This window comes from Serratia sp. CY44782 (assembly GCF_052168715.1).
Lineage (GTDB): Bacteria > Pseudomonadota > Gammaproteobacteria > Enterobacterales > Enterobacteriaceae > Serratia > Serratia nevei.
Genome location: NZ_JBJNME010000007.1, coordinates 12,785 through 23,847 on the forward strand (window position 1 = coordinate 12,785; position 11,063 = coordinate 23,847).

Annotated in this window: 8 protein-coding genes; 7 read left to right on the plus strand and 1 reads right to left on the minus strand. The window is 63.2% G+C overall.

The window, feature by feature from the left end:
* The first annotated feature begins 2 nt into the window (after window positions 1-2).
* Window positions 3-3,698, plus strand: a complete 3,696-nt coding sequence (gene metH / locus ACJ8HT_RS14285; RefSeq protein WP_197653087.1) for a methionine synthase — start codon at window positions 3-5, stop codon at window positions 3,696-3,698.
* A gap of 37 nt (window positions 3,699-3,735) precedes the next feature.
* On the opposite strand, the gene ACJ8HT_RS14290 is transcribed toward metH, so the two are convergent.
* On the minus strand, window positions 3,736-4,446 hold the full coding sequence (locus tag ACJ8HT_RS14290) for a UTRA domain-containing protein (protein ID WP_197653086.1): 711 nt from the start codon (window positions 4,444-4,446) through the stop codon (window positions 3,736-3,738).
* 193 nt (window positions 4,447-4,639) lie between these two features.
* On the opposite strand from ACJ8HT_RS14290, the gene ACJ8HT_RS14295 reads away from it, so the two are divergent.
* The 6 genes from ACJ8HT_RS14295 (at window position 4,640) to ACJ8HT_RS14320 (ending at window position 11,054) form a co-directional block, all read left to right on the plus strand.
* A complete protein-coding gene (locus tag ACJ8HT_RS14295) occupies window positions 4,640-5,701 on the plus strand; it encodes an ABC transporter substrate-binding protein (protein WP_004936660.1) in 1,062 nt (353 codons plus the stop codon).
* A gap of 11 nt (window positions 5,702-5,712) precedes the next feature.
* On the plus strand, window positions 5,713-6,522 hold the full coding sequence (locus ACJ8HT_RS14300) for an alkaline phosphatase family protein (protein ID WP_197653085.1): 810 nt from the start codon (window positions 5,713-5,715) through the stop codon (window positions 6,520-6,522).
* On the plus strand, window positions 6,519-7,364 hold the full coding sequence (locus ACJ8HT_RS14305; protein WP_039569690.1) for an ABC transporter permease: 846 nt from the start codon (window positions 6,519-6,521) through the stop codon (window positions 7,362-7,364). The genes ACJ8HT_RS14300 and ACJ8HT_RS14305 overlap by 4 nt, the downstream gene beginning before the upstream one ends.
* A 17-nt stretch (window positions 7,365-7,381) precedes the next feature.
* The gene (locus ACJ8HT_RS14310) at window positions 7,382-8,167 is read left to right on the plus strand and encodes an ABC transporter permease (RefSeq protein ID WP_197653084.1); all 786 of its coding nucleotides are present in this window, start codon (window positions 7,382-7,384) and stop codon (window positions 8,165-8,167) included.
* A 4-nt stretch (window positions 8,168-8,171) separates the two neighbouring features.
* Complete coding sequence (locus tag ACJ8HT_RS14315) at window positions 8,172-9,164, plus strand: ABC transporter ATP-binding protein (RefSeq protein ID WP_197653083.1); 993 nt, start codon at window positions 8,172-8,174, stop codon at window positions 9,162-9,164.
* 240 nt (window positions 9,165-9,404) lie between these two features.
* Window positions 9,405-11,054, plus strand: a complete 1,650-nt coding sequence (locus tag ACJ8HT_RS14320; RefSeq protein WP_141972260.1) for a Na/Pi cotransporter family protein — start codon at window positions 9,405-9,407, stop codon at window positions 11,052-11,054.
* The last annotated feature ends 9 nt before the right edge of the window (window positions 11,055-11,063 follow it).

The following is an 11,063-nucleotide window of genomic DNA, read 5'->3' on the forward strand; positions in this document are numbered from 1 at the left end:
TAATGGAAGGGGTTACAGTGACGAATCGAGTAGAACAACTGCGCCGCCAGTTAGCGCAGCGCATTTTGGTGTTGGACGGCGGCATGGGCACCATGATCCAGAGCTACCGTCTGGACGAGCGCGATTTCCGCGGCGAGCGTTTTGCCGACTGGCACAGCGATCTGAAAGGCAATAACGATCTGCTGGTGCTGACCAAGCCGGAAGTGATCACCGCCATTCATTACGCCTATCTCGAGGCGGGCGCCGATATCCTTGAGACCAATACTTTCAACTCGACCTCCATCGCCATGGCCGACTACCACATGGAGTCGCTGTCCGCCGAGATTAACTATCAGGCCGCCTGTCTGGCGCGCGCCTGCGCCGACGAATGGACGGCGCGCACGCCGGAAAAACCGCGATACGTCGCCGGGGTACTGGGGCCGACCAACCGCACTGCGTCCATCTCGCCGAACGTCAACGATCCGGCGTTCCGCAACATCTCGTTCGATGAGCTGGTGGCGGCTTACCGCGAATCGACCCGCGCGCTGGTGGAGGGCGGCGTCGATCTGATCATGATCGAAACCATCTTCGACACCCTGAATGCCAAGGCCGCCGCTTTTGCAGTGGAAACCGAATTCGAAGCGCTGGGGGTGGAACTGCCGATCATGATTTCCGGCACCATCACCGACGCCTCCGGTCGCACCTTGTCCGGCCAGACCACCGAAGCGTTTTACAATTCGCTGCGCCACGTTAAGCCGCTGACCTTCGGCCTGAACTGCGCCCTGGGCCCGGACGAACTGCGTCAGTACGTCGCCGAGCTGGCGCGCATCTCGGAGACCTACGTCACCGCGCACCCGAACGCCGGTTTGCCGAACGCCTTCGGCGAGTACGATCTGGATGCGGCCGAGATGGCGCGCCAGGTTGGGGAGTGGGCGCAGGCCGGCTTCCTCAATATCATCGGCGGCTGCTGCGGCACCACGCCGGAACATATCGCCGCGATGGCCAACGCGGTCGAGGGCGTGCCGCCGCGCCGGCTGCCGGAGATCCCGGTCGCCTGCCGCCTGGCGGGCCTGGAGCCGCTGACCATCGATGCCAACACCCTGTTCGTCAACGTCGGCGAGCGCACCAACGTCACCGGTTCGGCGCGATTCAAGCGGCTGATAAAAGAAGAGAAATACAACGAGGCGCTCGACGTGGCGCGTCAGCAGGTTGAGAGCGGCGCGCAGATCATCGACATCAACATGGACGAGGGGATGCTCGACGCTGAAGCAGCGATGGTGCGCTTTCTCAACCTGATCGCCGGCGAGCCGGACATCGCCCGGGTGCCGATCATGATCGACTCCTCCAAGTGGTCCGTTATCGAAAAAGGCCTGAAGTGCATTCAGGGCAAGGGCATCGTCAACTCGATCTCGATGAAGGAGGGTGAGGAAGCTTTTATCCATCACGCCAAACTGGTGCGCCGCTACGGTGCCGCGATGGTGGTGATGGCGTTCGACGAAGTGGGGCAGGCGGACACCCGCGAGCGCAAGTTCGAGATCTGCCGCCGCGCCTATAAAATTTTGACCGAGCGCGTCGGCTTCCCGCCGGAAGACATCATTTTCGACCCGAACATTTTCGCCGTCGCTACCGGCATCGAAGAGCACAACAACTACGCCGTCGACTTTATCGAAGCCTGCGCCGACATCAAAACCCACCTGCCGCACGCGATGATCTCCGGCGGCGTGTCTAACGTGTCGTTCTCGTTCCGCGGCAACGATCCGGTGCGTGAAGCGATCCACGCGGTGTTCCTGTATCACGCCATTCGCAACGGCATGGACATGGGCATCGTCAACGCCGGACAGCTGGCGATTTATGACGATTTAAGCGCCGAGCTGCGCGACGCGGTGGAGGACGTGATCCTCAACCGTCGCGAGGACGGCACCGAACGCCTGCTGGAGCTGGCGGAAAAGTACCGTGGCAGCAAAGATAATGACGTGGCGGTGCAGCAGGCCGAATGGCGCGGCTGGCCGGTGGAGAAACGGCTGGAGTATTCGCTGGTGAAGGGCATCACCGAGTTTATCGAGCTGGACACCGAAGAAGCGCGGCAGCAGGCCGAACGCCCGATCGAAGTGATCGAAGGGCCGCTGATGGCGGGGATGAACGTGGTCGGCGATCTGTTCGGCGAGGGCAAGATGTTCCTGCCGCAGGTGGTGAAATCCGCCCGCGTGATGAAGCAGGCGGTGGCCTACCTGGAACCGTACATCGAGGCCAGCAAGCAGCAGGGCACCTCTGCGGGGAAAATCCTGTTGGCGACGGTGAAGGGCGACGTGCATGACATCGGCAAGAACATCGTCGGCGTGGTGCTGCAGTGCAACAACTATGAAATCGTCGATCTGGGCGTGATGGTGCCGACGGAGAAAATCCTGCGCACCGCGCGCGAGGAGAACGTGGACATCATCGGCCTGTCGGGCCTGATCACGCCGTCGCTCGACGAGATGGTCAACGTGGCCAAAGAGATGGAGCGCCAGGGCTTTACGTTGCCGCTGCTGATCGGCGGCGCCACCACCTCCAAGGCGCACACCGCGGTGAAAATCGAACAGAACTACAGCGGCCCGACCACCTACGTGCAGAACGCCTCACGCACCGTGGGCGTGGTGTCGGCGCTGCTGTCCGCCACCCAGCGCGACGAGTTTGTGGCGCGCACCCGCAAAGAGTATGAAACGGTGCGCATTCAGCATGCGCGTAAAAAGCCACGCACGCCGCCGGTCGATTTGCAGAAGGCGCGCGCCAACGCCATCGCGCTGGACTGGGCCGATTATCAGCCGCCGGTGCCGCGGCAGCTCGGCGTGTTCCCGGTGGAGGCCGGCATCGAGACGCTGCGCCACTACATCGACTGGACGCCGTTCTTCATGACCTGGTCGCTGGCGGGCAAATACCCACGCATCCTGGAAGACGAGGTGGTGGGGGAAGAGGCCAAGCGCCTGTTCCACGACGCCAATCAGATGCTGGATCGGCTGGCCGCCGAGCGCAGCCTCAACCCGCGCGGCGTTTACGGCCTGTTCCCTGCCAACCGCGTCGGCGACGACGTGGAAGTATACCGCGACGAACGGCGTGACGAGGTGCTGGCGGTGAGCCGCCATCTGCGCCAGCAGACGGAAAAAACCGACTTCCCGAACTACTGCCTGGCGGACTTCGTGGCGCCGAAAAGCAGCGGCAAGGCCGACTACTTCGGCGCCTTCGCGGTGACCGGCGGGTTGGAGGAGGACGCGTTGGCGGCGGCCTACGACGCGCAGCACGACGATTACAACAAAATCATGGTCAAAGCGCTGGCGGACCGCTTGGCGGAGGCCTTCGCCGAATACCTGCATGAGCAGGTGCGCAAGCTGCACTGGGGCTATGCCGCCGACGAGAGCCTGAGCAACGAAGAGCTGATCCGCGAAAACTATCAGGGCATCCGGCCGGCGCCGGGTTACCCGGCCTGCCCGGAGCACACCGAAAAAGCGACCATCTGGCAGCTGCTGGACGTCAACCGCCACACCGGCATGGAGCTGACGGAGTCCTTCGCCATGTGGCCGGGGGCGGCGGTGTCCGGGTGGTACTTCAGCCATCCTGAAAGCAAGTACTTCGCGGTGGCGCAGATCCAGCGCGATCAGGTGGAAGACTACGCGGTGCGTAAAGGGATGAGCGTGAGCGAGGTCGAGCGCTGGCTGGCGCCTAACCTCGGCTACGACGCCGACTGATTTCCTCTTTAAGGGCGCAGCGATGCGCCCTTGTCATTTACTGCGCTTCCACGTCGATGTGCAGCGCATCGTAGCGCCAATACTCCAGGTCGCAATCGATCACCCGGTCGTGCTGATCGCGGTTCACCCGCGTAATGAACAGCGCCGGGCTGCCGTAGGTCACCTTCAGCATCGCGGCGGCCTGCTGCGGCAGCAGGGTGGGCAGCATGTCGAAACGCACCCGCCCGTAGTGGATGCCGTAGCGCGCGGCGTACAGCGCGGTCAGCGACTGGGTCAGGTCTTCGTCCAGAATGCCGGGGAAGTAGGCCGGGTTGAGGTAGTGCTCGCAGTACAGCACCGCGCGTCCGTCGATGTAGCGCAGCCGGCGAATGCGATAGGCCTCGGCGCCGGGGGGCAGCGCCAGGCGGGCGGCCAGCGGCGCGTCGAGCGTAACTACCGCGCTGTCGATCGCCTCGGTATGGGCGGCGCGCCCCTGCTGCTGCGCCATGGCGTGAAAATGGCTGCGCTGCAGCGGGTTGTAGATAAGACGCGGGGGCGAGATGAACCAGCCGCGCCGCACCTGGCGGTAGATGACACCCTGCGCCTCCAGCTGACCGAGCGCCTCCTGCAAGGTAATGCGGGTGGTGGCGAACTGTTCGCTCAGGGCGCGTTCGGAGGGCAGCTTGCCGCCCACGGCAAACTCGCCTGCGGTGATGCGGGCGTTCAGCGTTTGGCAGATGGTCGCTACGGTCGTCGGTGCTTCACTCATACAGCGGGTGTCCCGTTTCAGTGCGTTTGGCCTCCCTTAAGGTAGACCAGCGTCGCGTTTTCGCCGTTGCAATGGGTGATAAAACTGTCGCTTTTTTAAGCTGACATATAATTATCACATTCGTCCGTTAGATTGGTTTGGTCCTTGCTGGACTAGTCCAGCCATCCCCACACTACCACCTGGAGCATCAGTTATGAAACGTTTGTGCGCTTCTGTGTTAACCAGTGCCATCGTGTTATCCAGCCAGATGAGCTGGGCCGCGGATACCGATCTGGCGGCGCTGGAGCAGGCCGCTAAAAAAGAAGGCGAAGTCAACAGCGTCGGCATGCCGGACAGCTGGGCCAACTGGAAAGGCACCTGGCAAGATCTGTTGAGCAAATACGGCCTGAAGCATGTCGATACCGACATGAGCTCCGCACAGGAGATCGCCAAATTCGATGCGGAAAAGAACAACGCCACGGCGGACATCGGTGACGTCGGCGCGGCCTTCGGCCCGGTGGCGGTGCAGAAGGGCGTAACGCAGCCGTACAAACCCTCTACCTGGGATCAGGTGCCGGACTGGGCGAAAGACAAAGACGGCCACTGGGCGCTGGCTTACACCGGCACCATCGCCTTCATCATCAATAAACAGCAGGTGAAAGATATCCCGCACAGCTGGGCCGATCTGCTGAAGGGCAGCTATCAGGTCACCATCGGCGACGTCGGCACTGCGTCGCAGGCGGCCAGCGGCGTGCTGGCGGCCACCTACGCCATGGGCGGCAACGAGAAGAACCTCAAGCCGGGCCTGGAATTCTTCGGCAAGCTGGCCAAGGCCGGCCGCCTGAGCCTGAGTAACCCGGTGATCGCATCGCTGGAGAAAGGGGAAGTGCAGGTCGGCGTGGTATGGGACTTCAACGGCCTGAACTACCGCGACCAGATCGACAAAACCCGCTTTGAAGTGCTGATCCCGTCGGACGGCTCGATCACCTCCGGCTACACCACCATCATCAACAAATACGCCAAGCACCCGAACGCCGCCAAGCTGGCGCGCGAATACATCTTCTCCGACGCCGGCCAGATCAACCTGGCGCGCGGCTATGCCCGCCCGATCCGCGCCGAACATCTGACGCTGCCGGACGACGTCAAGGCCAAGCTGCTGCCGGCCGAGCAGTACAAGAACGCGCACCCGATCGCCGATCCGGCGGCCTGGGAACAGAGCGCCAAAGCGCTGCCGCGCCTGTGGCAGGAAAACGTCATTATGTTTATGCAGCAGTGAGTTAACGCACCATGAAAACGATCCTCGTGCTGCTGGACGGCCTCAACTACCGGGTGGCGCACGACGCCATGGGCTATCTGCAGGCCGAATGCGCGGCGGGACGCGGACGGTTGTACCTGCTGGAGAGCGAGCTGCCCTCGCTCTCCCGGCCGCTGTATGAATGCATCCTCACCGGCGTCACGCCGGTGGAGAGCGGCGTGGTGCACAACCACGTCTCGCGCCTTTCTCATCAACAAAGCGTGTTTCATTACGCGCGCGCTGCCGGGCTGACCACCGCCGCCGCCGCGTATCATTGGTTCAGCGAATTGTATAACCGCACGCCGTTCGACGCCGCGCGCGACCGCCATACCGACGCGCCTGAGCTGCCGATCCAGCACGGGCATTTCTATTACGACGACGGCTATCCCGACAGCCATCTGTTCGACGACGCCGAAAGCCTGCGCCAGCGTCATCAGCCGGACTTCCTGCTGATCCACCCGATGAACATCGACGATGCCGGGCACCGCTTCGGCCTCTCTTCGCCGCAGTACCGCAACGCGGCGCGGCGCGCCGACGGTTCGCTGTCGCGCTATCTGCCCGAGTGGCTGGCCGCCGGTTACCAGGTGCTGGTCACTGCCGACCACGGCATGAACGACGATCGCAGCCACGGCGGCGTGTTGCCGGAAGAGCGCCAGGTGCCGCTGTTCGTGTTCGGCACGGGCTTCAGCCTGGACGACGTCGATCCGCAGCAAACCGAGCTGTGCGGCACGATTTGCGATCTGCTGCAGGCGCCGCACGACAAGCCGCGCTGCCGGGCGCTGCTGGCGCAGGATATGCGATGAACGGCAAAACCAAATGGATCGCCGCGCTGTGCCTGCTGCCGTTTATCGTGCTGTTCGGCGCGTTTCAGATCGCCCCGCTGGTGTGGATCGCCGTTCACAGCTTTTTCAGCGAGAGCAGCGGCTGGGGATGGGGCAACTATGTCGATATCCTCACCTCGCCGTTCTACCTGCAGGCCTTTCAGTTCTCGCTGGAGATCTCGTTGTGGTCGAGCGTCTACGGCTTGCTGATTGCGTTAGTGGGCAGTTACTCGCTGCGCCAGCTCGGCCAGACCCGATTTCATGACTTCGTGATGTCGTTCACCAACATGACCAGCAACTTCGCCGGGGTGCCGCTGGCGTTTGCCTTCGTCATCCTGCTGGGGCTGAACGGTTGCCTGACGCTGCTGCTGCGCAAATACGGTCTGATGGAGAGTTTCAACCTCTATTCGAAGAGCGGCCTGATCGTGCTGTATACCTACTTCCAGATCCCGCTGGGCGTATTGTTGCTCTATCCGGCGTTCGATGCGCTGCGCGCCGACTGGCGCGAGTCGGCGGCGCTGCTCGGCGCCGGCCCCTGGCGCTACTGGCGGCATATCGGCCTGCCGGTGCTGGCGCCGGCGCTGATGGGCACCTTCGTCATTCTGCTGGCCAACGCGCTGGGCGCCTACGCTACGGTCTACGCGCTGACCACCGGCAACTTCAACGTGATCCCGATCCGCATTTCGGCGCTGGTGGCGGGGGACATCTCCCTCGATCCGAACCTGGCCAGCGCGCTGGCGATGCTACTGGTGGTGATGATGGCGTTTATCACGGTGATCCACCAATGGATGCTGCGCAGGAGCTACCTCAATGCGCGCTCATAATCGGATGGAGAATGCTCATGTCGCGTGCTGAACGCTTGTACCATCGCACGGTGACTGGCCTGCTGCTGCTGATCCTGCTGTTGCCGCTGGCGGCGACGCTGATTTATGCGCTGGCCACCCAGTGGGGCGCCACCATTTTGCCGGACGGTTTTACCCTGAAGTGGCTGACGGCGCTGTGGAGCGACCCGCGCTTTTTGCAGGCGCTGTGGCACTCGCTGTTGATCTGCTTCGGCACGTTGCTGCTGTCGGTGGTGGTGATCCTGCCGGCGATGTTTGTGATCGCTTACTACTTTCCCAGGCTGGACGCGGTGATGAACGTGCTGATTCTGCTGCCGTTCGCCGTGCCGCCGGTGGTGTCGGCGGTGGGGCTGATGCAGCTGTTCGCCGCCGATCCGCTGCCGCTGCTCGGCACTCCGTGGATTTTGGTGGGCTGCTATTTCACCATCGCGCTGCCGTTTATCTACCGCGCCATCAGCAATAACATGCAGGCGATCAACCTGCGCGATCTGATGGACGCCGCGCACCTGCTCGGCGCCAGCACTTGGCAGGCGGCGCTGCTGGTGGTGTTGCCGAACCTGCGCAAGGGCGGAACGATCGCCGTGCTGTTGTCGTTCTCGTTCCTGATCGGCGAGTTCGTGTTCGCCAACCTGCTGGTGGGCAGCCAGTATGAAACGCTGCAGGTCTACCTGTTCAACATGCGCAACGGCAGCGGGCATTTCACCAGCGCGCTGGTCATCTCCTATTTCGCCGTGGTGCTGCTCGTCACCTGGCTGGCGAACCTGCTGAATAAAAACAAGGGTTAACCCGATGGCTTATCTCAATGTCACCCGCTTGAACAAATACTATGGCCAGACTCAGGTGTTTCAGGATATCGATTTCACCGCCGAAGAGGGGGAGTTCGTCACCCTGCTGGGGCCGAGCGGCTGCGGCAAATCGACGCTGCTGCGCTGCCTGGCCGGCCTGACCCCGGTCGACAGCGGGCACATTTTGCTGCAGGGCCAGGATCTGGTGCCGCTGGCGCCGCAAAAGCGCGGCATCGGCATGGTGTTCCAAAGTTATGCGCTGTTTCCCAATATGACGGTGGAAGGCAACGTGGCCTTCGGGCTGAAAATGCAGAAGCTGGCGGCCGGGCAGATCGGCCAGCGGGTGCAGGAGGTGCTGGCGCTGGTGGAGCTGAGCGATCTGGCGAAGCGCTATCCGCATCAGCTGTCGGGCGGCCAGTGTCAGCGCGTGGCGCTGGCGCGATCGCTGGTCACCCGCCCGCGGCTGCTGCTGCTCGACGAACCGCTGTCGGCGCTGGACGCGCGTATCCGCAAACACCTGCGCGAGCAGATCCGGCGCATTCAACGCGAGCTGAACCTGACGGCGATCTTCGTCACCCACGATCAGGAAGAGGCATTGACCCTGTCGGATCGCATCGTGCTGATGAACAAGGGGCAGATCGTGCAGAGCGGCGATGCGGAAACCCTGTATACCCAGCCTGCGGACGCCTTCGCCGCCGGGTTTATCGGCAACTATAACCTGCTGACCGCCGAACAGGCCGCCCAACTGACCGGGCGCAGCTATGCCGGCAAGGTGGCGATCCGGCCCGAGTCTATCGGCCTGTTGCCGGCCGGGCAGGGGATCGGCGGGGTGATCCTGGGCCACAGTTTGCTCGGGAATGTGGTACGCTATCGGATTCAGGTTCGCGGTGTAGAATTGCTGGTTGACGTGCTCAACCGGTCGGTGGCCGACCTGCGGCCCGACGGCGCGGAAATTGGGCTACACTTGGAACCTGTTGTATTGCGGGAAGTTGCATGATTTCGCAGCGCGGCGCCGGGGCCTTTCCGCCGCCGCATTAACCCTTCTCTTCTGCGGTCTGCCGCCCGCTCGCTGTCCTGCCAGACCTACGCCCGGCAGGCGGGACCGCGCGCTGTACCCGTCATCTTTTGGCCTACCGGCTGCGGCTAAGGCGAACAGAACCGTTCCGTCCGTCCGCACCGCCTGACTGGCATCGGGTATCAGCCTCCTTTGGCCGGGCGTTAATGGAGCGTATCTTCCGTGCTGACCCTTCTTCACCTGCTTTCCTCCGTGGCGCTGTTGGTGTGGGGTACCCACATTGTGCGCACCGGGATCATGCGGGTTTACGGCGCCAATCTGCGGCGCGTGTTGAGCGACAGCGTTGAGAAAAAGCCGCTGGCGTTCGTTTCCGGCATCGGCGTGACCGCGCTGGTGCAAAGCAGCAACGCCACGGCGCTGCTGGTGACCTCTTTCGTCGCTCAGGGGCTGGTGGGGCTGGCGCCTGCGCTGGTGATCATGCTCGGTGCCGACGTCGGCACCGCGCTGATGGCGCGCGTGCTGACCTTCGATCTTTCCTGGCTGTCGCCGCTGCTGATCCTGGTCGGCGTCTTCCTGTTCCTCAGCCGCAAACAGATGCGGATCGGCCAGATCGGGCGCGTCCTGATCGGCCTTGGGCTGATCGTGTTGGCGCTGGAGCTGATCGTGGCCGCCGCCACGCCGATCACCCAGGCGGCCGGGGTCAAAGTGCTGTTCTCGTCGCTGACCGGCGACGTGATGCTGGACGCCCTGACTGGCGCGCTGTTCGCCATCGTCAGTTATTCCAGCCTGGCGGCGGTGCTGCTGACCGCCACCCTGACCGCGTCCGGCGTGATTTCGCTGAAGGTGGCGCTCTGCCTGGTGATCGGCGCCAACCTCGGCAGCGGCCTGCTGGCGATGATCAACGCCAGCGGCCAGAACGCCGCCGGGCGGCGCGTGGCGCTCGGCAGCCTGCTGTTCAAACTGGTGGGCTGCATCCTGGTGCTGCCGTTCGTCGCCTATCTGGCGGATGTGATGGCTCAGTTGCCTGGCGGCAGCGAAGAACTGGTGATCTATTTCCATGTGTTCTACAACCTGATCCGCTGCCTGGTGATGATCCCGCTGGCCGGGCCGATGGCGACGCTGTGCGAGCGACTGATCGTCGACGTGGCGGCCGACGATCCGCGCATGCGGCCGCGCCATCTGGACGCCAGCGCGCTGGATACGCCGACGCTGGCGTTGGCCAACGCGGCGCGCGAAACGCTGCGGATGGGCGACGTGGTGGAACACATGATGATCCTGCAGCGCGAAGTGCTGCACGGCAAGCAAGGGGTGGATAAAGAGGTGCGGCGTCTGGACGACGACGTCGACGTGCTGTACACCGCCATCAAGCTGTATCTGGCGCAGATCCAGAAGGAGGATCTGGGAGAGGAAGATTCGCGCCGCTGGGCGGAGATCATCGAAATGGCGCTCAACCTGGAACAGGCGGGCGACATCATCGAACGCATGGCCGGCGACGTGGGCGCCAAGTCGCACGCCGCGCGCCGCGCCTTCTCGACGGAAGGGCTGGCGGAGCTTGACGGGCTGCACGAGCGGCTGATCGGCAACCTGCGTCTGGGGCTGTCGGTGTTCCTGTCCGGCGACGTTACCAGCGCCAAGCGCCTGCGCCGTTCCAAGCACCGCTTCCGCATTCTGGATCGCCGCTACGCGCACGCGCACGTCGATCGCCTGCACCAGCAAAACGTGCAGAGCATCGAGACCAGCTCGCTGCATTTGGGGTTATTGGGGGACATGAAGCGCCTGAATTCGCTGTTCTGCGCCGTGGCTTACAACGTGTTGGATCAGGATGCGAAGGACGACGATCGCGACTGGGAAGACACCCCAAGCACGCTGTAAAAAAATGCC

Coding starts and splice junctions, on each gene's coding strand:
- metH (WP_197653087.1), top strand. CDS start 3: ATGGAAGGGGTTACAGTGACGAATCGAGTAGAACAACTGCGCCGCCAG.
- ACJ8HT_RS14290 (WP_197653086.1), bottom strand. CDS start 4,446: ATGAGTGAAGCACCGACGACCGTAGCGACCATCTGCCAAACGCTGAAC.
- ACJ8HT_RS14295 (WP_004936660.1), top strand. CDS start 4,640: ATGAAACGTTTGTGCGCTTCTGTGTTAACCAGTGCCATCGTGTTATCC.
- ACJ8HT_RS14300 (WP_197653085.1), top strand. CDS start 5,713: ATGAAAACGATCCTCGTGCTGCTGGACGGCCTCAACTACCGGGTGGCG.
- ACJ8HT_RS14305 (WP_039569690.1), top strand. CDS start 6,519: ATGAACGGCAAAACCAAATGGATCGCCGCGCTGTGCCTGCTGCCGTTT.
- ACJ8HT_RS14310 (WP_197653084.1), top strand. CDS start 7,382: ATGTCGCGTGCTGAACGCTTGTACCATCGCACGGTGACTGGCCTGCTG.
- ACJ8HT_RS14315 (WP_197653083.1), top strand. CDS start 8,172: ATGGCTTATCTCAATGTCACCCGCTTGAACAAATACTATGGCCAGACT.